The organism is Bradyrhizobium sp. 23AC (assembly GCF_054863025.1).
The window spans coordinates 238,415-258,865 of sequence record NZ_JAVAYN010000007.1 but is presented as its reverse complement, the minus strand read 5'-3'; the positions used below and the strand labels follow the sequence as shown (position 1 = coordinate 258,865).

The window sequence follows — 20,451 nt, the reverse complement described above, 5'->3', positions numbered from 1 at the left end:
GGTGTCGCCGCTGGTCAGCATTGCAGGCCTGAGCGTCGCCTTCAACGGCGTGCCGGTCCTGCGCGGTGTCGATCTCGCTCTTGGCAAGGGCGAGGCTCTCGGCCTCGTCGGCGAGTCCGGATCGGGCAAGTCGGTGACGTGGCTTGCCGCGCTCGGGCTGTTGCCGCGGCATGCCAAGGTCTCGGGCTCGGTGCGGCTCGACGGACGCGAGATCCTCGGCGCGCCGGCCGCCCAGCTCGACCAGGTCAGGGGCGGGCGCGTCGCCATGATCTTCCAGGATCCGGCGAGCGCGCTCAACCCGGTCTTGACCATCCGCAGGCAGCTCTGCGAAGCGCTGGCGCTGCATCGCGATCTCCAAGGCAACGCCGTGAAGGCGGAAGCGCGACGGCTGCTCGATCTCGTCGGCATTCCCGACGCGAGCCGGCGGCTGGAGGCCTATCCGCACGAATTCTCCGGCGGCCAGGTCCAGCGCATCATGATCGCGATGGCGCTCGCCGGAAATCCGGACCTCCTCGTCGCGGACGAGCCGACCACGGCGCTCGATGCCACCATCCAGGCCCAGATCCTGGAGCTGCTCTCGACGGTTCGCCGCGAGATGGGCATGGCGATGGTGCTGATCAGCCACGATCTCGGCGTCGTCGCGGAAAACTGCGATCGCGTCGCGGTGATGTATGCCGGCCGTATCGTCGAGCAGGCCCCCGCCAATCAGCTTTTTGCCGATCCCGTGCATCCCTATGCCCAGGGCCTGATCGGCGCATTGCCGCCGCTCGACGGACCACGCCGCCGTCTCACCGCCATTCCCGGCACCGTGCCCGATCCCGCGATGATGCCTGATGGCTGCGCCTTCGCGCCGCGCTGTACGCTGGCGTCCGAGCCGTGTAGCCGTGCCGCGCCGACCTTGGCGCCGATCGCGGACGGCCGCGCTGTTGCCTGCATCCGCGCCGAAGCTTCGCGCCGCGCGCTGCTCGGGATCGCGGCCGAATGAGCCCGCCGCTCGTCGAGGTGTCCGAAATCTCCCGCAGTTATTCGATGCGCTCCGGCATGTTCGGCCGCAGCACGGCGGTCCGTGCCGTCGACGGTGTGTCACTGACGATCCCTAAAGGCGAGACGCTCGGCCTCGTCGGCGAGTCCGGCTCGGGCAAGTCCACCACCGGGCGTATCGTGCTCGGCCTCGAGCCGCCCGATAGCGGCGAGGTGAGGTTCGATGGCAAGCCGATGGCGACGCCGGGCACGGCGGCCTGGCGCGCGCAGCGGGCACGCATGCAGATGATCTTCCAGGACCCGCTGGGCGCACTGGACCGGCGTTTGCCGGTCGCGGCGCAAATCCGAGAGCCCCTCGACATTCACGGCCTCGGCTCGCCCGACGCGCGCGAGGAGCGCGTCCGCGAATTGCTGCGCGCCGTCGAGCTGACGCCTGCGCATGGCGCGCGTTATCCGGGCGCACTGTCCGGAGGCCAGCGTCAGCGCATCGTGCTGGCGCGGGCGCTCGCCACAAAGCCCGATTTCCTGGTCTGCGACGAGCCGGTCAGCGCGCTCGACGTCTCGATCCAGGCGCAGGTGGTGAACCTGCTTTGCGATCTCCAGGCGCAGCTCTCGCTCACCTTGCTGTTCATCAGCCACGATCTGCGCGTCGTCAGGCAGATCAGCAATGTCGTCGCCGTGATGTATCTCGGCCGCATCGTCGAGATCGGCAGCGCGGACGATCTGTTCGCGGGCCCCGAGCATCCCTACACCCAGGCACTGGTTTCGGCCTCGCCGGCGCCGGGCCGCCGCAGCGCCGGCCGCATCGTGCTGGCAGGCGATCCGCCGAACCCAGCCGCGCGACCGCAAGGCTGCGCCTTCCATCCGCGCTGCCCGCGCGCGATCGCGCGCTGTGCGCGCGAGGCGCCGGCGCTCGCGGCCGTCGGCGGCAACAGGCAGGTCGCCTGTCATCTCGTCACCGGCGCCGAGACTCGGGACGCCGCGTGATGGGACGCTATTTCGCCATCCGCATCGGACGCGCGGCGCTGACGATCGTGCTCGTCGTCACCTTCGCCTTCGTGGTGCTGCGTCTCTCCGGCGATCCCGCGCTGATGATCCTGGGACCGGAAGCGCCGCCCGAGGTGCTCGCGGCGTTCCGCAAGGCCTGGGGTCTCGATGATCCCATCTGGTTTCAGTATCTCGATTATTTCGGCGCCATCGCGCGAGGAGAGCTCGGCCGCTCCATGCGCGACGGACGGCCCGCGATCGAGCTGGTGCTGGAGCGGATTCCGGCGACGCTGGCGCTGACCTTGCCGGCCTTCGCCTTCAAGGTCGCGCTCGGCGTTCCCGCCGGCATCTACGCCGCGCTGCATCGGGGCTCCGCAATCGACCGCGCCGTGATGATGACGGCGGTCGCCGGCTTCACCGTGCCGAGTTTTGTCCTTGCGCTGCTGCTGGTACTGGTTTTCGCCGTGCAGCTCGGCTGGCTGCCCTCGGGCGGGCAGGACAGTTGGCGCCACGCGATCCTTCCCATTGCGACGCTGAGCCTCGGCGGCGCCGCCGTGCTGGCGCGCTTCACCCGCAGCGCGATGCTGGAGGTGCTGGGCCAGCCCTATATCCGCACCGCCTCTGCCAAGGGCGTGCCGTGGCGCAGGGTGGTGACGTCGCATGCGCTGCCGAATGCGGCGATCCCGACCGTCACTATTTTGGGCTTCATGGTGGGCACGCTGATCGCGGGCGCCGTCGTGGTCGAGAGCGTGTTTGCCTGGCCGGGAGTAGGGCGGCTTCTCGTTGTTGCGGTTGCCAATCGCGACCTCGCCGTCGTGCAATGCATCCTGCTGCTGGTCGCGATGACCATGGTGACGTCCAACCTCATAGTCGACTTCCTCTACGGCTTCCTCGATCCGCGGCTGCGCGCGAAAGGGGCCCACGCATGACCGACGCGACGCTGAAGGACGCGGCCGTCCGCCGCATCGGCCTTCCGGCGATCCCGGTCTCGGTCGCGCTCGCGGTGACCTGGATCGTCGCGATGCTGGTCATTGCAGCCTTCGCCGAGAAGATCGCGCCCTACGGCTATACCCAGCTTGATCTGCGCAATCGGCTGGCCGCGCCCGGCAACGCCGCGCACTGGCTCGGCACCGACGAGCTCGGCCGGGACGTGCTGTCGCGGCTGCTCGTCTCCATCCGGATCTCGCTGCTGATCGCCTTCGGCGCGACCGCCATCTCGGCGGTGGTCGGCACCACGCTCGGCTTCCTTGCCGCGCATTTCCGCGGGGTGGTCGAGCAGCTCGTGCTGATGCTGACCGACTTCCAGGCCAGCATGCCCTTCCTGATCATGGCGCTCGCGGTGCTCGCCTTCTTCGGCAATTCGCTGCCGCTGCTGATAGGCCTGATGGGACTATTCGGCTGGGAGCGCTATGCCCGCATCGCCCGCGGCCTTGCCATCTCCGCCAATGCGCAAGGCTACGCCGCCGCGGTCCGCCAGTTAGGCGCAACGCCGCCCCGGATTTACCTCCGGCACATCCTGCCCAACATCGCCTCGACCCTGATCGTCTCGACCACCCTGGTCTTCCCCGAGGTGATCCTGATGGAGTCGGGCCTGTCCTTCCTTGGCCTGGGCGTGCAGCCGCCGATGACCAGCCTCGGCAACATGGTCGGCTACGGCCGCGAATATCTGACCCGGGCGCCCTGGATCATGCTGGCCCCGGCCACCACAATCGTCGTGACCACGCTGGCGGTGTCCGCCATCGGCGACTGGCTGCGCGACCGGCTCGATCCGACGCTGCAGTAGGACGTTCTCGTGTCCCGGACGCGCGAAGCGCGAGCCGGGACCCAGAAGGCCGAGCACTCGCTGCCACATGGGCCCCGGCTCTGCAGCGCACCGTCGAAGAGACGCTGCGCTGCGTCCGGGGCATGTGAGAGACCCCGCGCCGGGAGCAGGGGAGCCCTGTCCGCCCCAAGTTCCCGTTGCGCGCGTTCCCCGCGTGCGCTATCCGGCCACAAAGGCCTGAGGCGGCACCAGATTTTCCCGCCCGGCCGGTCAAACCGAGGACGGAAACCGCCATGCCAGCCTATCGCTCCCGCACCACCACCCACGGCCGCAACATGGCGGGTGCCCGCGGCCTCTGGCGCGCGACAGGCATGAAGGACGCCGATTTCGGCAAGCCGATCATCGCGGTCGTCAATTCCTTCACCCAATTCGTGCCCGGCCACGTCCATCTCAAGGACCTCGGCCAGCTCGTGGCCCGCGAGATCGAGCAGGCCGGCGGCGTCGCCAAGGAGTTCAACACCATCGCGGTCGACGACGGCATCGCGATGGGCCATGACGGCATGCTCTACAGCTTGCCGTCGCGCGAATTGATCGCCGACAGCGTCGAGTACATGGCCAACGCGCACTGCGCCGACGGCCTCGTCTGCATCTCCAACTGCGACAAGATCACGCCCGGCATGCTGATGGCCGCGCTGCGGCTCAACATTCCCGCCGTGTTCGTCTCGGGCGGCCCGATGGAGGCCGGCAAGGTCAAGCTGCAGGGCAAGACCAAGGCCGTCGACCTCATCGACGCCATGGTGGCCGCAGCCGATTCCAAGGTCAGCGACGACGACGTCAAGGTAATCGAGCGCTCGGCGTGCCCGACCTGTGGCTCCTGCTCGGGCATGTTCACCGCCAACTCGATGAACTGCCTGACCGAGGCACTGGGCCTGGCGCTGCCCGGCAACGGCACGGTCGTGGCAACCCATGCCGATCGCAAGCGCCTGTTCGTCGAGGCCGGCCACACCATCGTCGATCTCGTCCGTCGCTATTACGAGCAGGACGATGCTTCGGTGCTGCCGCGCAACGTCGCCAACTTCAAGGCGTTCGAGAACGCGATGACGCTCGACATCGCCATGGGCGGCTCGACCAACACCGTGCTGCATCTGCTCGCCGCCGCCCATGAAGGGCAGGTGGAATTCACCATGAAGGACATCGACCGGCTTTCTCGTCGTGTGCCCGTGCTGTGCAAGGTCGCGCCGTCGGTCGCCGACGTGCATGTCGAGGACGTGCATCGTGCCGGCGGCATCATGGGCATTCTGGGCGAGCTCGACCGCGCCGGCCTGATCGACACCTCGGTCTCGACGGTGCATGCGCCGACCATGAACGACGCGCTGGAACGCTGGGACATCAAGCGCTCCAAGAGCGAAGCGGTCCGCACCTTCTTCCGCGCTTCGCCCGGCGGCATCCCGACCCAGGTCGCCTTCAGCCAGGAGCGCCGCTACGACGAGCTCGATGCCGACCGCGAGAAGGGCGTGGTGCGCGACCTCGAGCACGCCTTCAGCAAGGATGGCGGCCTCGCCGTGCTCTACGGCAATCTCGCGCAGGATGGCTGCATCGTGAAGACCGCGGGTGTCGACGCCTCGATCCTGAAATTCTCCGGCCCCGCGCGCGTGTTCGAAAGTCAGGATGCGGCCGTCGAAGGCATCCTTGGCGGCAAGGTCGTCGCCGGCGAGATCGTGGTCATCATCTACGAAGGCCCGCGCGGCGGCCCCGGCATGCAGGAGATGCTCTATCCCACGAGCTACCTGAAATCGATGGGCCTCGGCAAAGCCTGCGCGCTCGTCACCGACGGCCGCTTCTCCGGCGGCTCGTCGGGCCTGTCGATCGGCCATCTGTCTCCGGAAGCCGCCGAGGGCGGCAACATCGGCCTGGTGCGCACCGGCGACCGCATCGCGATCGACATCCCGAACCGCAGCATCAGCCTAGAGGTCTCCGACGAGGAGCTCGCAAAGCGCCGCGCCGCGGAAGAGGCGAAGGGCGATGCCGCCTGGCAGCCGGCTGCGCGCAAGCGCAACGTCTCGACCGCGCTGCAGGCCTACGCCGCGCTCACCACCAGCGCCGCGCGCGGCGCCGTGCGCGAAGTGAAGCGGCGTCCGAAATAACGCCTCGCCCCGCTACAGACGGGAATCGAATCCTCCGGAGCGCTCGCGGTCCCCCGCGAGCGCGCAGATGCGCCGTTGCAGGACAGAGATGTGAAGCCGGGACGGGGGTCGCAAAGAAACGGCCCCCGCCTCCTGGGGTGTGGGCTATTGGGGGTGGAGGCGGGAGCCGCTTTGCGAAGTGGGCACCCGACGTGCGGGCTCGCCCGCCAGGCCCTGTGAATTTAGTGTATTTGTGCTCACTTTGCTATTTAATTTTTATTTATTTTCGTTGTTTTTTTATTTAATCGTGCAATCCTAAGAAAAATAGCCGAAATCCATTTTTCCGAATCCGGCCAGGCGGTCGCCGTATCCTCCGCAACAGTCCGGATGCCATTAGCGGAGTAAGCCATGAGTCAATCTCCATCGCTCGTGCCGCACATGACGACAGACCGGGACGTCTATCTCGTGCTCGATGATTTCGGCCGGCGGCTCGGCCGCGCCTGGTGTGAAACTGCCGAGGAGGACGCCAATCGGGCGACCCTGCTCAGACATCTCGTCGAGGGGCAATATCTCCATCCGGCACGTGTCGTGGCCTTCAATACCGCGGAAGGATGGTCACGAGATGCCACCGCAGAAATAGCGGACGAGCTGCGCCGCCGCTTTGTCGAATTCGAGGAGACAGATCCCTCGCTGCTGGAGTTTTTGGAAAGAGCGGCGAGGCGCTGAAGCTCGAGCTTGACGGAGGCGAATGAGCGCCTTTCGCGTTAATGCGCGTGGTCAATGAGTTCTTACCGGTCGACCGCGATTGGCCGTTCGCATTAAGGATGCCCCGACGAAGTTCGGCAGCCCTGGATTTTGCGGCGTATACTGCCTGCGACCTTCGCAAATCCATTTTTGGGCAACTGGGGCGCCACCGCAATGTCTCGTACTTTCGCTGTTGTTTTCTCCACCGCCGTCGCCGCGATTTCCATGACGGGCGCAGCCTCCGCCGGCTGCTACAATTGCTACGCACCGCCGCCGTGCCAGACCTGCTATCAGCAGCAATACGTCGCGCCGCAGTACCGCACCGTCGACGAGACGGTGATGGTCTCCCCGGGCTCCGTCGTCGCGCATCGCACGCCCGCGCAGTACCGCACCGTGATGGTCCCGCAGACCGTGATGGTCGCGCCGCCGAGCGTTCAGTACGAGCGCATCCCCCCGCAATACGCCACGCGCCAGCGCGTCCAGATGGTCTCGCCAGGGTATTCCTATTACGCCCCGGTGCAGATGGGATGCGCGTCCTGCGGGTACTGAGCTGACGCAGTCACGAAGAACATTCGCGCGGCGCTCCTCACGGGGCGCCGCTTTCTTTTGCGCGGTGTAAAGGGAGCGGATCTTTGAACCGGTAAGCCCATGTTGCCGAGCTACATGTATCAGAAGGCGGCAGTATTTTGCGCGAGCTTGAGGCGTCGTCCGAGAGCTTCTATCAGGTCAGCGTCAGTACCATATGGACCGTATCAGGTTCGCGGCGTTCTGCGCGTTCGAACCCAAATCTGCCAAGAACCCTGAGCATCGCGGCGTTGTCCGGCAGCACCTCCGCGGTCAGTTCCTTCAGCCTGGCTTCGCGGGCAAGGCTGATCAGGTGACGCAGCAGCAGTCCGCCGATGCCGCGTCCTTGCCAGGCGTCGATCACCATGAAGGCCGTCTCGGCGCAGCCCGGGCCGGCTGCGACATATCGCGCGCCGCCCACGATGGTGCTCCGACCTGCATTCGCCACACACGCGACCAGCGCCACATGGTTCTTGAAGTCGACTTCGACGAAATAGGCGCGCTCCTTCTCGGAGAAATGACGTTTTAGCATGAAGAAGCGGCGCTGGAGGGACTGTGTGCCCACCTCGCCAAGCGCGGCCAGCATGGCGGCCTCGTCATCTGGCCGGAGAGCACGGATCTCCACGGCCGTACCGTCGCGGAGCTGTTCGTTTCGCGCGTAATTTGCTGCATTCGACATGCGTTCGCGCCGCAATTGTTGAGCCGCTACGTGACCACGGCACCCGTCCCATCAGGCCGCCTTCAGTCCTTTGCCGGTTGATTTGGATCAAGCCTGCAGTCCCGGTCCGGCCGCTAGGCTTTCCGCATGGAGCCAATCAGCCGGGCGCAGGCCTCAGACCTTGAAGACACTTCGCCAACTTTTTTCCACCAGCGACGTCGTTCAGCTCGTGATCCGGCTCGGCTTGCTTGCACTGCTGATCCTGTGGACGCTCCTCATCATCCGTCCCTTCGTGCCGATCCTGACCTGGAGCGCGGTGCTTGCCGTGGCGTTCTATCCGGTCTTCAACTGGCTCGCGAAATGTCTGGGCGGCCGCCCGCGGACAGCGGCGGTGCTCCTCACCTTCACCATGCTCGGCATCGTCATCGGTCCGGCGGCCTGGCTCGGCCTCAGTGCGGTTGAGGGGGTCAGGGAGCTCGCAGGGCAACTCGGCAGCGGCGATCTCGTGCTGCAGGCGGCGCCGGAGCGGATCAAGGACTGGCCGCTGGTCGGGCCGCAGCTCTACGATCTCTGGAATCAGGCCTACACCAACATCCGCGCGGCCGTGCGCGAGGTTGCGCCATATCTGAAGCCGATTGCGGGCATGATGCTGTCATTCGCAGGCAGCGCCGGCCTCGGCACGCTGAAATTCCTGATGTCGGTGCTGGTCGCCGGATTTCTCTTTCCATATGGCCCGCAGCTCGTCAGTGCGATCCGCGGCTTCCTGTTCCGAATCGTGCCGGAACAGGGCGAACATTTCCTCGAGCTGGCGGCTGGGACCATCCGGGCGGTGTCGCAAGGCGTCATCGGCGTCGCCATTATTCAGGCGCTGCTCGCCGGCATCGGATTCAAGCTGGCGGTCATCCCGAGCGCGGGGCTGCTCGCCGTCATTGTTCTGCTGCTGTCGATCGTGCAGCTCGGTGCGGGGATAGTCCTCATTCCGGTCGTCATCTGGATCTGGATGGACAAGGACGTCACCACGGCGCTGCTCCTGACCGTATTCCTCGTCATAGTCGGTCTTCTCGACAACATCCTGAAGCCGCTGGTCATGGGACGGGGCCTCTCCACGCCGGCGCTGGTCATCCTGATCGGAGTGATCGGTGGCACGCTCGCGCATGGGATCATCGGTCTGTTCATCGGACCGATCATTCTCTCTGTCGCCTGGGAACTCACAGCGGCCTGGATCCGCATCGACTGGGCCGTACCGCCTGCGCAGCTTGTCCCTGACCGTTGACTTAAATCAACGTCTCGGCGATGGCGGCGCCGCTTGAATGCATTGCGCGACGACGAGGTCGAACATGGCGATTGAAAATTTGAAGCTCCCCGATGGCCCGCTGTCTGGGTTGGTCGCTTCGGCCGTGGAATACATGGTCGATGCAGGACAGCGCAGCGTCCTCTTTTTGGACATCATGCGCCAGCGCGGCGATCAGTATCGCGAGCATGTCGCGCAAACCGCGCCGCATGTCCTGCAGTATGCCGCTGAATTGATGACGGACGGCCGGAAGCTTGATGAGCCGGTCAACTATGCGCTGGTGCGCATCGTTCCGCCCAAGGACGTCGAAATCGACATGAGCCGGCGGCCATTCGTCGTGGTCGATCCGCGCGCCGGCCACGGTCCCGGAATCGGCGGCTTCAAGGCGGACAGCGAGATCGGCGTCGCGATGAGAGCGGGACATCCCTGCTACTTCATCGGGTTCCTGCCTGAGCCCATGCCCGGCCAGACCATCGAGCGCATCGCGCGGGCGGAAGCGAAATTCATCGAGACCGTCATCGACCGCCATCCGGAAGCGGACGGCAAGCCCTGCGTGATCGGCAATTGCCAGGCCGGCTGGGCCGTCATGATTTTGGCATCGTTGCGACCTGAGCTATTTGGCCCTCTTATCATCGCCGGCGCGCCGCTTGCCTATTGGGCAGGCGTGCACGGCAAATATCCGATGCGATATTCTGGCGGCCTGTTGGGCGGAAGCTGGCTCACCGCGCTGACGAGTGATCTCGGCGCTGGCAAGTTCGACGGTGCCTGGCTGGTACAGAATTTCGAGAACCAGAACCCCTCGAATACGCTCTGGACCAAGCAGTACAACGTCTATTCCAAGGTCGATTCCGAGGCGGAACGTTACCTCGACTTCGAGCGCTGGTGGGGTGGGCACGTCAACCTCAATGCCGAGGAGATCCAGTTCATCGTCGATGAGCTGTTCATCGGCAACAATCTTGCCGCAGGCCGGATCGAGATGTCAGACGGGCAGAAAGTCGATCTGCGCAACATTCGCTCGCCGATCGTCGTTTTCTGCTCCCAGGGTGACAACGTCACCCCGCCGCAGCAGGCGTTGGGCTGGATCCTGGATTGCTATTCCAGTGTCGACGAGATCAGGGCCTACGGCCAAACCATCGTGTATACCGTTCATGAGAGCATCGGTCATCTCGGCATCTTCGTGTCCGGAGGGGTGGCCAAGAAGGAGCACGCGGAATTCTCCAGCAATATTGACCTTATCGACGTGCTGCCGCCTGGGCTCTATGAGGCCACTTTCGAGGCCCGCGGTAACGAGACACTCAACGCCGATCTTGCGGCAGGGCAGTGGGTGATGCGTTGCGAAGCACGGACGCTGGACGACATCCGAGCGATGGGCGGCAATTCTCCAGAGGATGAGCGGCGATTTGCTGCTGCCAAGCGCGTCTCGGAGCTCAATCTCGCGGCTTATCAGAAGTTCTTGCGGCCCTTCGTGAAGGGCATGGTGACGCCGCAGCTAGCGGAATCGGCGCGCAATATGCACCCGCTCCGACTGCAATATGAGCTCTTCAGCAGCCAAAATCCCTGGATGTCCACGATCAAGGCGGCTGCCGATCGGGTCGAGGATAAGCGCAAGCCGGTATCGAAAGACAATCCGTTCTTGGTGCTCCAGGAGCAGATGTCCAAGCAGATCGTCCATGCGCTGGATAGCTGGCGTGATGCGCAGGAAGCGCTCAGCGAGACCGTCTTCCTGAACGTCTATGGCTCGCCGCTGCTTCAGGCCGCCGTAGGCATTGACCCCAACTCGGTACCGTCCCGCCGCCGCGAGATGTCCGCCGAGCATCAGGCGATGCTCGCCAAGCGAATTGCCGAGCTGAAGTCACACATCGAGGAGGGCGGCCTGCGCGAGGCGGCGATCCGCGCGCTGCTCTATGTCGGCTCGGCGCGTGGCATGGTCGACGAACGCAGCATCGAGGCGCTGCGGCGGGTCCGGCGTGATCAAGCCGGCCCGCGGATGACGCTCGCCGAGTTCAAGATGCTGGTGCGCGAGCAGTTCTTCATGCTGCTGCTCGATCGCGGTGGCTCGCTCGCGGCCATCCCCAAGCTGTTGCCTGACGACATGAACCAGCGTCGCGCGGCCTTCGTCGCGATGCGCGAGGTGCTATCGGCAAGCGAAGACCTTACCGGCGAGCGCGCCAACCGCCTGAGGCAAGTTGCCGAGTTGTTTGGGCTGGAAGGGGAAAAAGAGTGGACGTCAAACGTCGCCCCTTTCGACCCCAAGGCCAAAGCGTCGTGACGCGCATTGGCGGAAGCGGGAGTGACAGGATGTTGACTGAGGCAACGGACGTTCAATCCGGCAGCAAGTATGATCGCTTGATAGCGGCGGCCAGGGCCGCGCCGCCGACGCCGACCGTGGTCGTGCACCCCTGTGACGAAACCTCGCTGCGCGGCGCCGTCGATAGCGCGAGTGCCGGCATCATTCGGCCAATCCTGGTTGGACCGGAGCGGAAGATCAAGGATATCGCCGCCAGATTCGATCTCGACGTATCCGGCTTCGAGATCGTCGATGCCGCTCATAGCGATGATGCCGCGGCCAAGGGCGTCGAGCTAATCCACGCCGCGCGGGGCGAGCTGCTGATGAAAGGCAGCCTGCATACCGACGAGCTGATGCGAGCGGTGACGGCCAAGGTTGGCGGCCTGCGGACCGACCGGCGCATCAGCCATGTCTTCGTCATGGACGTACCCGCCTATGCCGAGACCATCTTTGTGACGGATGCCGCCATCAACATCTTCCCCGATCTCGACGCCAAGCGTGACATCATCCAGAACGCGATCGATCTCTTCAACGAAGCCGGCTTCGGCCACACCCCGCGGGTTGCAATCCTGTCGGCGGTCGAGACGGTGACGTCGAAAATCCCCTCGACGATCGAGGCCGCAGCGCTCTGCAAGATGGCCGATCGCGGCCAGATTGCCGGCGGCTTGCTCGATGGTCCGTTGGCCTTCGACAATGCCATTGACCCCGAGGCTGCGCGGATCAAGGGCATCACGTCCGAAGTTGCCGGCAGGGCCCAGATCCTCATGGTTCCGGATCTGGAGTCGGGCAACATGCTGGCGAAGAACCTCGCGTATTTCGCCAAGGCGGACGGTGCCGGCATCGTGCTCGGCGCCCGGGTGCCCGTCGTCCTGACCTCGCGCGCGGATTCTCCGCGGGCACGGATGGCCTCCTGTGCGGTGGCTGCGCTCTACGCTTACGCGCGGCGCCAAAAGGCGCCGACAGTTGCGGCTTGACGGCTATGGACACCATCCTCGTCGTCAACGCCGGCTCATCAAGCGTCAAGTTCCAGGTCTTTGTCGTCGAGGGCGAAGGCCGGCTTCTTCGGATGATCAAGGGCCAGGTGGAGGGTATCGGTAGCCGCCCGCGTCTGCGCGCGAACGGCGCTGGCGGCGATCCCATGGCCGACCGGGCCTATCCGATCGAGGCGATTCCTGACGTTCCGGCGGCAATGAGCGTGGCAGGCGAGTGGCTGCGGAGTGAGGTTCGTGTCAATCCTCTCGCCGTTGGGCACCGCGTGGTCCACGGTGGGCCGGACTATGAGCGGCCGGTTCTGGTCGATCATGGTGTGGTGTCGCGGCTAGAGCGGTTCGTTGCGCTAGCCCCATTGCACCAGCCGCACAATCTGGCCCCGATCCGTTCGATCCTCGCCAATTTCCCGACGGTGCCACAGGTCGCATGTTTCGACACTGCATTTCATCGCACGCATGGTCCATTGGCCGATCATTACGCGATCCCGCACCGGCTCCACGCCGAAGGCGTGCGGCGTTACGGTTTCCACGGTCTCTCTTATGAATACATCTCCAGGAGCCTGCCGCAGATCGCGCCTGATATCGCAAAGCGCCGGGTGATCGTCGCCCATCTCGGCAGCGGTGCCTCGATGTGCGCCATGAAGGACGGGCTGAGCGTCGAGAGCACGATGGGCTTCACGGCGCTCGACGGGCTGCCGATGGGCACACGCCCAGGCCAGCTCGATCCGGGCGTCGTGTTGTACCTGATCTCGGAAAAGGGAATGACTGCCCCCGAGGCGCAGGGGTTCCTCTATCGCGACTGCGGCTTGAAAGGTCTCTCCGGCGTCAGCAACGACATGCGCGAGCTTGAGGCGAGCACCGATCCGCAAGCAAGGCTCGCTGTCGACTACTTCACCTATCGCATCGGCCTCAATGCCGGCATGCTTGCCGCCGCGCTTCAGGGCCTTGATGCCTTCGTCTTCACAGCCGGCATCGGCGAAAACTCGAGCGGCATCCGCGCGCGTGTGGCAGAGCAGCTCCGCTGGCTCGGCGTGACACTCGATGAGGCCGAGAACGCGCGCCATTCGAGCCTCATCTCGGCGAAGAACAGTCTCATTCCTGTCTATGTCATCCCGACGGACGAGGAGTTGATGATCGCGCAGCACACGTTGTCGCTGCTGATGAAACGGCCATTCGCGTAACACCAGACATAAGAGGGTGTCATGATTCCAATATTTCCGGACAGCAAGGTCGCCCTTAAAGGCAAGAAGGGCCTAGTGGTCGGTATCGCCAACGATCAGTCAATCGCATGGGGTTGCGCCAGGGCTTTTCGGGCGCTCGGGGCTGATCTCGCCGTCACCTATCTGAATGACCGCGCCAAGAAGCATGTCGAGCCGCTGGCGCAGGCGCTGGAAGCGCCGATCTTCATGCCGCTCGACGTTATGGTCGAAGGCCAGACTGAAGCCGTGTTCGAGCGCATCAAGTCGGAGTGGGGACAGCTCGATTTCCTGCTGCATTCCATCGCCTTTTCACCCAAGGAGGCACTGCACGGCCGCGTCGTCGACGTTGGCCGCGACGGCTTTCTGAAGACCATGGACGTCTCCTGCTGGTCGTTCCTCCGGATGGCGCATCTTGCCGAGCCCCTGATGAAGAACGGCGGCACGATGTTCACAATGACCTATTACGGCAGCCAGATGGTGGTGGAGAACTACAACATCATGGGCGTGGCGAAGGCAGCGCTCGAAGCCTCGGTTCGCTATGCTGCCGCTGAATTGGGTCCGAAAGGCATCCGTGTGCACGCGATCTCGCCGGGACCGCTTGCGACCCGCGCCGCGTCAGGCATTCCCGAATTCGATGAACTCATGGACAAGGCGCAGTCCAAGGCACCGTCGCGCAGTCTGGTCAGCATCGATGATGTCGGCAACGCGACCGCCTTTCTCGCACTCGACGGCGCCAAGCTGATCACCGGTGGTGTGCTATATATCGATGGCGGGTATCACATCATCGACTGATCAGGCATGCGCGCTGCATGAGGCTGTTTCCGACATGTCGTTTTCAGCGATAGTGCAGGGCGATGAGCTCGGCGACGCAGGCGGGCTTCTTGCCGCCCTCGAGCTCGATCACGAGGTGATAGTTCACGCGCAGTCCGTCCGGCGGCACGTCCTCGGCTTCGGCGACCGTGACCCGGCCGCGCAGTCTTGAGCCCGCCGGCACCGGGGCGAGGTACCTGATCCGGTCAGCGCCGTAGTTCAGCGTGTTGCGAAGGCCCTTCAGGCCGATGACAGAGCGGATGAACAGCGGCGCCAGGGCGAGTGACAGCAGGCCATGAGCGATGGTTTTGCCGCCGGGCATCTCCTTGCTGGCACGTTCCTGGTCCACATGGATCCATTGTTCGTCGCAGGTCGCCTCGGCGAACTGGTTGATGCGTGCCTGGGTGATCTCGATCCAGTCGCTGGCGCCGATCTCGGTGCCGATAGCGGATTTGATCTCGTCGAAGTCGCTGAATATGCGCATGATCGCTCTGCTCAAAGTCTCATTTCCGGGACGGTGTCTTGAACGACCAGCTCGGCCTCGGTGACAGCCATGACCTCTCCGACACTGATGCCGGGCGCCGTTTCCAGGAGGGTCGCCCTGCCACCAGGGAAGCCGATCACGGCCATGTCGGTCACGACAAGGTGGACGGGCCGCGCCGAGGTCAACGGCAGCGAGCATTTTGCCACGATCTTCGACTTGCCCTTGGCCGCGTGCTGCATGGCGACGATGACGCGCTTGGCGCCGCTGACGAGATCCATGGCGCCGCCCATGCCCGGCACCATCTTGCCGGGGATCATCCAGTTGGCGAGATGGCCATGCGCGTCGACCTGAAGCCCGCCGAGCACCGTGACATCGACATGACCGCCGCGGATCAGGCCGAAGGACATCGCACTGTCGAAGGTCGAGGCACCCGGCAACGCGCTGATGGGACGCCCGCCGGCGTCGGTGAGCGTCGGATGAGCCATGCCCTGCTCAGGAATCGGCCCTGTGCCGATCAGCCCGTTCTCCGACTGGAAGAACACCTTCAGATCTGACGGCACGTAGTTTGCGACCAGGGTCGGAATGCCGATACCGAGATTGACGAGATTGCCGGTCTTCAGCTCCTTGGCGACTCGTCGGGCGATGATGATCTGGGGATCCATGATGTCACCCGTTGGTGATGAGATAGTCGACGAGCGGCGCGGGGGTGACGACGTGATCGGGCGCAATCACGCCAACGGGCACGATATGCTCGGCTGTCACGATGACGGTGTCGGCCGCCATCGCCATGACCGGGTTGAAATTGCGCGAGGTGAGCGCGTAGGAGAGGTTGCCGAGATAATCGGCGAGGAAGGCGTGGACGAGCGCGAACTGGGCGCGCAGCGCCGTTTCCAGCAGGAATGGCTTGCCGTCGATCTCGATCTGACGCTTGCCTTCGGCGACCAGTGTCCCGACGCCCGTGGGCGTCAGCACGCCGCCGAGACCGCATCCGCCGGCGCGGATGCGCTCGACGAAGGTGCCTTGCGGAACGAGATCGACGGCGATCAGGTTCGCCAGCATCTGCTGCTGCGCCTTCGGATTGAGACCGATATGCGTTGCGATCAGCCTCGACACGAGAGCCTGATCGAACAGCTTGCCGACGCCCTTGCCGGGCGTTGCAGCGTCGTTGGAGATCAAGGTCAGCCCTGTCTTCTTCTGACGCACGATTTCGTCGAGCAGGCGCTCCGGTGTCCCGACGCCCATGAAGCCGCCGACCATAACGCTTGCGCCCGCCGGAATCATCGCAACGGCGTCTTCGACGGAAACGGCCTTCATGCTTGAAACTCCGGGGTCGGCCGACGATGTCAGAAGGCGGATGTTGGCGCCGGGCGGCTCTCTTCCTTTGATCTGCGTCAAGACTCCCGGTCATTCCGATCAGGATGCCTCGATACCGATGTTCGCTAGTGTTTCGCGCCAGAGCTTGCGAACGCTGGCATGACGTTGCTCGAGGATAGCACTCACCGCATCCCGATGCGGCGCAAGGTCCGTGCCCTTGAGGAACAGAATCTGGGCCTGGAGCAGCCGGCCGCTCTCGAATTCGATTCGCCGCAGCGCCATGACAAAGGGATCCTGCGCATTGGCCTCGGTCGGGAGCAGCGCGGCCGGCCGGATACCGGCGTGCACGGCATGGGCAAGCGTCGCAAGGTGAACCGCCTGGGCGAGGCGACGGTCCGGGATTTCGTCGATCGGGGCGGGCAACCAGGCGGTCTCCCAGGACGCAACCATGTACCCCAGGGCCAAATCCGGCACCCAGCTTGTGGCGCGCATCAGCAGCGAAACAATCTCGGTCTCGCGATAGAACTGCGCATTCAATTCCGTCTGCCACGCCGCGTCGAGACTTACAGGCAGCGTGAAGGCGAATTGCCGGGCGAGGGCGCCATGCGCCGAGATCAGGAATGCCGCGATCCGCGTCTGCTGCGCCGGTGGGACACGTGCGTCTGAGTCCAGCGGGCCGAGGAATCCGCTCATGCCAGCGCTCGCTTGACCGGGATAGCGCGCAGGTGATCGTAACCGTCAGGGAACGGTGTCAGCTCGCCGCCGGGCTCCTCGGGCGCGACCCATACCGCTTGATTGCCTTGCCAGCGGCCGGCCAGCACATCGTCGGCAAAGCGCGCGAGAAGATCGGCCGTCAGGGCGCCTTTCTCCAGTGTGAAAGCGTGATACGCCTTGGGAATGATCACTAGCGAGCTGTTCGGGATCTCAACCCGCAGGGTCTCGTGCAGATGACGCGGGGTCAGAAAATCGAACTCACCATTGAGGATCATGGTCGGAGCCGAGATCGCTGACAGGCGCGGCGTTAGCGGTTGGAAGTCGAGAAAGGACTCCATCAGATTTTGAAGCGCGTAGACATCGTTCACCAGCCAGCCCTGGCGCTTGACGCTGTCGAGCTTGTCCAACAATGGCTTCAACCACTGGTCGGACAGGTTCATAGGCAGCAGCAAATCCTGGAGATAGGCTGTTCCTCCGAGGATCAGGCCGGTCCGTAGGGCGTTGCCGAGAAGCAAAAGCTGCGGCGTCAGCTCGGCGAAGCAGCTCATCGGCACCAGTCCGGACAGCCGCTGCCCATGCTCGATCGCATAGCGGAGCGCGATCAGGCCGCCGAAACTGATGCCGCTCAGGAAGACCGGCCCCTCGCCAAGCGCTTCGATCAGAAGCCTCAGAACGGCAACCTGGTCGTCCTGACTGATAAATAGCGTCGGTTTGTCGGAGACCCCTTGACCAAGGAGATCGAAGGTTGCCACGCGAAAGCCTCGTGTCAGCAGCGCCTCGCGGTAGGCGCCCCATAGCTCGGAATATTGTGTCAGTCCATTGACGAAAACATAGGCCGGCGCTCTCGCCGGCCCATCGAGCTCATAGCGTACTCGATACGAGCCGTGACTGAGAAAGGGCATCGCATAAGACTACCGACATCGCTGGCTACGATGCTCAACTGTCGCGAGCGGATTCCGTTGAGCTAGATCAAAGATCCCCGTTGCGACCTTCCTAGCGTTTCAAAAACTGTCCAGGGAGGAATCCGTCATGTCCACGACCGGTTTCGTGAAACGTTGCTCCGTCAGCCTGATTGTACTACTGGTCGGCACCGCTCTGGCAGTTGCACAACCCTTCACGCGCCGCTCGTCGCAGGTGCAGCATGACGGGCTGAAGAAGACCTACGAGATCGCCAACTTCCGCCTTGGCGGCAAGTACGACCTTTCCAATCCCTCCAAGTGGGAGAATGGCGGCGAGGGTGGTGTCACGCTCGAGTCCCTCGGCGCTGGTAAGTTGCGAACGGCCTACATCGCCATCGGCAACGCGCGACGCAACGCCGCAGGCGAGATTATCAATGCCGTCGTGATCAACTCCTATTATTCCGGTGACTCCACCGACATGTACGAGCAGTGGGTCAAGGGCGCTGCCTTGTCGGGGGGCGTCCCGATCATCGGTTCGGGACGGCCGATCGATACAGACCGCTATTATGTCATCATGGTCGATCCGCTCGGCACCTGGGGCGCCAGCAAGCCGTCCGATGGGCTCGGCATCAAGTTTCCGCAATACAGCTACTACGACATGGTGCAGGCGAATTATCGTCTGCTGCGCGACGAACTGAAGGTCGCGCGTGTTGCATTGGTCACGGGCGTGTCCATGGGCGGTACGCAGACCTATGTCTGGGGCGTCATGCATCCCGAATATGTGAGCGCCTTGATGCCGATCGGCGGCACGACGCAGTCGGATGGAGAGGATCCCGTCGGCAATTGGACGTTCCAGATGATGACGGCCGCGATCCAGGGCGATCCGGTCTGGCAAGAGACCAAGGGCGATTATTACAAGCTGCCCAAGGAAAAGCATCCGGTGCCGGGTGTCGCGTTCGGCTGGTCGATCCTTGGCATGACTGGTTATGACTTCGCATTCCGCACAACCCAGAACTGGGGCGCCGTGCAGCCCGAAATCTTCTACTGGGATCCGCCGAACGAGAAGGCCGGTTTGAACGTCATCAATCGCGCCAAGCTCTATGACGCGGTCGATCTCGTCTGGCGCAACCGGGTTGGCGAGACGCACAACGTTAATCCCTATCTCGGCCGCATCCAGGCGCGCACGCTGGTGATGCACATCACCAACGATCTCTGGCTCAACTTCAAGCTGGCGCAGCAGGCGGTCGATCGCGTGCCCGGCGCGGACCTGATCGCGCAGGAAAGCCCGGTCGCGCATTACGGCGTGTTCCCGATCATCAACCAGCGCAAGAACGATCCGAAATTCGTCGCTTTCATGGACGACGTTGCAAGCCTCGATCGAGCGCAGAAGTTTGCCGACAAGAACTATCGCGTGCCCGGTGTTGCCGAGAAGATCGATCCGGAAAAATCCTTCTGGAAGGATTTTGTGACATATCCCTATCCGGTCAAATTCTCCAACGCCAAGGACAAGAGCGGCAAATCCTGGCAGATCGGCTACATGGATGAATACAACGGCACCGACAGAGACCCGAAGGTGCTGGTCATCATCCACGGCAAGGGCGCCTTCGGCGGCCACTACGGCAACATCATGCAATACGCGCTGCGGAGCGGGGTACGCGTGATCGTGCCCGACCTGCCGCATTATGGGATGTCCGGGCCCGGCAATCTCGACAAGAGTCCGGCGCGCACCATGCAGGACATGCGCGAGGTGATCTACGACCTCGTCGTCAACCAGCTCGGCGTGAAGAAGGCGGTGTATCTTGGCCACTCGCTTGGCGGTCAGTTCGTGATGGGCTATGCCCTGACCTGGCCCGACGCCGTGCAGGCGCTTGCGCTCGAAGCACCATCGGGCCTCGAGGAATATCCGCGCGACATCACGATCGCCAAGGACAAGAAGGCAAAACTGTTCGACCCGGATTTCGGCCGCGATTTCGACAAGTGGAAGTCGGTCTGGGATCAGACTGGCATTCTCGCCGCTGAAAAGGCGCGCGACGAGCAGGGCGTCCGCGATTTCTTCTACTTCAAGAAGCGTGACCCGAACACCGGCGCAGTGTCGGCGGCGAAGAGCGGGTATTTCTACAGTGACAGTGAATATGCCCGCTTCCACACCGAGCAGCGCGTTGGCCTCATCAGGGGCAACCCGAAGGAGCTTGATCAATGGTGCAACGTCTTCATTTTCGACATCTATACCATCGGGGCTGAGCTCCAGCAGGACGACCCGAAAAACCTCTACGAGCGGCTCACGCAGATCAAGGCGCCGATCTTCCTGGCCTTCGGCGACAAGGAGCCGTTCATCCCGACGCCCGCCTTCAACGGGCTGACCGATCTCGGTCGCGATGTGATCTCGCCGTTCATGACGCGGATGACCAATGCCGGCAACCGACCAATCCTCAAGATCTACCCGGAAACAGGGCACTTTATTCACACCGATAATCCGGTGGAGTTCTCGGTGGACGTCGTGGATTTCGTAACCAAGGGCAGCATCGACACGTCTTCGCCGGCGAGCATCGACCGGATGATCAAGGGAGCTGTGGTGTCTGCTCTGCCGGTGGCGCCGACTCCTCCCGGAGCCGCGCCCACCGCCGGCCTGAACAAGTAGAGCCGCA

18 protein-coding genes and 1 pseudogene are annotated in these 20,451 nt (G+C 63.9%); 13 read left to right on the top strand and 6 right to left on the bottom strand.

Annotation, left to right across the window (positions count from 1 at the left end):
* Position 1 precedes the first annotated feature (1 nt).
* From RAD10_RS19280 to RAD10_RS19250, 7 genes are all read left to right on the top strand, one after another.
* The gene (locus RAD10_RS19280; protein ID WP_461618785.1) at positions 2–985 is read left to right on the top strand and encodes an ABC transporter ATP-binding protein; all 984 of its coding nucleotides are present in this window, start codon (positions 2–4) and stop codon (positions 983–985) included.
* The gene (locus RAD10_RS19275; protein WP_461618784.1) at positions 982–1,968 is read left to right on the top strand and encodes an ABC transporter ATP-binding protein; all 987 of its coding nucleotides are present in this window, start codon (positions 982–984) and stop codon (positions 1,966–1,968) included. Before RAD10_RS19280 ends, RAD10_RS19275 begins: the two co-directional genes overlap by 4 nt.
* Positions 1,968–2,897 carry an ABC transporter permease gene (locus tag RAD10_RS19270; protein WP_461618783.1) on the top strand — a complete coding sequence of 310 codons (930 nt, stop codon included), beginning with the start codon at positions 1,968–1,970 and terminating at the stop codon, positions 2,895–2,897. The genes RAD10_RS19275 and RAD10_RS19270 overlap by 1 nt, the downstream gene beginning before the upstream one ends.
* Entirely contained in the window at positions 2,894–3,751 is an 858-nt protein-coding gene (locus tag RAD10_RS19265; protein ID WP_461618782.1) for an ABC transporter permease, read from the top strand. The genes RAD10_RS19270 and RAD10_RS19265 overlap by 4 nt, the downstream gene beginning before the upstream one ends.
* A gap of 272 nt (positions 3,752–4,023) precedes the next feature.
* Positions 4,024–5,874: a dihydroxy-acid dehydratase gene (ilvD, locus tag RAD10_RS19260; protein WP_461618781.1), complete on the top strand. Its 1,851-nt coding sequence runs from the start codon at positions 4,024–4,026 to the stop codon at positions 5,872–5,874.
* A gap of 387 nt (positions 5,875–6,261) precedes the next feature.
* Positions 6,262–6,579: a hypothetical protein gene (locus tag RAD10_RS19255; protein WP_028144607.1), complete on the top strand. Its 318-nt coding sequence runs from the start codon at positions 6,262–6,264 to the stop codon at positions 6,577–6,579.
* Between the two features lie 243 nt (positions 6,580–6,822).
* Positions 6,823–7,146, top strand: coding sequence for a hypothetical protein (locus RAD10_RS19250; protein ID WP_091963737.1), 324 nt, complete (start codon positions 6,823–6,825; stop codon positions 7,144–7,146).
* A gap of 172 nt (positions 7,147–7,318) precedes the next feature.
* On the opposite strand, the gene RAD10_RS19245 is transcribed toward RAD10_RS19250, so the two are convergent.
* Positions 7,319–7,840, bottom strand: coding sequence for a GNAT family N-acetyltransferase (locus tag RAD10_RS19245; protein ID WP_461618780.1), 522 nt, complete (start codon positions 7,838–7,840; stop codon positions 7,319–7,321).
* Between the two features lie 160 nt (positions 7,841–8,000).
* Here RAD10_RS19245 and RAD10_RS19240 point away from each other — a divergent pair, with 160 nt between their 5' ends.
* The 5 genes and pseudogenes from RAD10_RS19240 to fabI all read left to right on the top strand — a co-directional run bounded on the left by RAD10_RS19240 (position 8,001) and on the right by fabI (position 14,377).
* Positions 8,001–9,092 carry an AI-2E family transporter gene (locus RAD10_RS19240; protein ID WP_461618779.1) on the top strand — a complete coding sequence of 364 codons (1,092 nt, stop codon included), beginning with the start codon at positions 8,001–8,003 and terminating at the stop codon, positions 9,090–9,092.
* A gap of 64 nt (positions 9,093–9,156) precedes the next feature.
* Entirely contained in the window at positions 9,157–11,379 is a 2,223-nt protein-coding gene (locus RAD10_RS19235) for a DUF3141 domain-containing protein (protein ID WP_461618778.1), read from the top strand.
* Between the two features lie 29 nt (positions 11,380–11,408).
* A complete protein-coding gene (locus RAD10_RS19230; RefSeq protein ID WP_461618777.1) occupies positions 11,409–12,371 on the top strand; it encodes a phosphate acetyltransferase in 963 nt (320 codons plus the stop codon).
* 5 nt (positions 12,372–12,376) lie between these two features.
* Positions 12,377–13,592, top strand: a pseudogene (locus RAD10_RS19225) (acetate/propionate family kinase).
* A complete protein-coding gene (fabI, locus tag RAD10_RS19220; protein ID WP_461618776.1) occupies positions 13,589–14,377 on the top strand; it encodes an enoyl-ACP reductase FabI in 789 nt (262 codons plus the stop codon). Before RAD10_RS19225 ends, fabI begins: the two are co-directional and overlap by 4 nt.
* 43 nt (positions 14,378–14,420) lie before the next feature.
* On the opposite strand, the gene RAD10_RS19215 is transcribed toward fabI, so the two are convergent.
* The 5 genes from RAD10_RS19215 to RAD10_RS19195 form a co-directional block, all read right to left on the bottom strand.
* Positions 14,421–14,879, bottom strand: coding sequence for a MaoC family dehydratase (locus tag RAD10_RS19215; protein WP_461618775.1), 459 nt, complete (start codon positions 14,877–14,879; stop codon positions 14,421–14,423).
* An 11-nt stretch (positions 14,880–14,890) separates the two neighbouring features.
* On the bottom strand, positions 14,891–15,541 hold the full coding sequence (locus RAD10_RS19210; RefSeq protein WP_461618774.1) for a 3-oxoacid CoA-transferase subunit B: 651 nt from the start codon (positions 15,539–15,541) through the stop codon (positions 14,891–14,893).
* A gap of 4 nt (positions 15,542–15,545) precedes the next feature.
* Positions 15,546–16,193 carry a CoA transferase subunit A gene (locus RAD10_RS19205; RefSeq protein WP_461618773.1) on the bottom strand — a complete coding sequence of 216 codons (648 nt, stop codon included), beginning with the start codon at positions 16,191–16,193 and terminating at the stop codon, positions 15,546–15,548.
* A 99-nt stretch (positions 16,194–16,292) separates the two neighbouring features.
* Positions 16,293–16,886 carry a hypothetical protein gene (locus RAD10_RS19200; RefSeq protein WP_104462683.1) on the bottom strand — a complete coding sequence of 198 codons (594 nt, stop codon included), beginning with the start codon at positions 16,884–16,886 and terminating at the stop codon, positions 16,293–16,295.
* Positions 16,883–17,809, bottom strand: coding sequence for an alpha/beta fold hydrolase (locus tag RAD10_RS19195; protein WP_461618772.1), 927 nt, complete (start codon positions 17,807–17,809; stop codon positions 16,883–16,885). Before RAD10_RS19195 ends, RAD10_RS19200 begins: the two co-directional genes overlap by 4 nt.
* Positions 17,810–17,936: 127 nt before the next feature.
* Between RAD10_RS19195 and RAD10_RS19190 the strand changes: the two genes are divergently transcribed.
* Positions 17,937–20,444, top strand: coding sequence for an alpha/beta hydrolase (locus RAD10_RS19190; protein WP_461618771.1), 2,508 nt, complete (start codon positions 17,937–17,939; stop codon positions 20,442–20,444).
* Positions 20,445–20,451: the final 7 nt, after the last annotated feature.